The organism is Priestia sp. SIMBA_032 (assembly GCF_046535215.1).
Lineage (GTDB): Bacteria > Bacillota > Bacilli > Bacillales > Bacillaceae_H > Priestia > Priestia aryabhattai.
On the sequence record NZ_JAWRXD010000399.1, the window covers coordinates 1 to 301 of the forward strand.

Below are 301 nucleotides of genomic sequence, written 5' to 3' on the forward strand. Positions count from 1 at the left end.
GCCTGATTCCGGGGCCGCAGGCCTTCCTCTACCTGCTGCTGTGGATCATCATCCCTGGCGAGCGTCGGACCACCATCTAACCGGCTGCGGTCAAGCCGGCCATTCCCAGCGCGATGTCGACCAGCTCGACGTGGCGCTTCGGGATGCTGTTCAGCTGGAACCACGCCGCCTCGTCGGTGCTGCCGTCCCGCTCGTTGCGGAGGGCGCCTCCCACCACGCTCGCACGGTAGACGATCCGCAGTGCATGCAGCGGGCCCGCTTCGGGGATGAAGCGGTGTTCGGCGGGGATGACCTTCGAATC

The 301-nt window shown here is 67.1% G+C and carries 1 protein-coding gene; it reads right to left on the minus strand.

What is annotated here, in order from left to right:
- Positions 1 to 76: 76 nt before the first annotated feature.
- A partial coding sequence (locus tag SB717_RS34910; RefSeq protein WP_486360786.1) for a hypothetical protein occupies positions 77 to 301 on the minus strand: 225 nt, incomplete at its 5' end.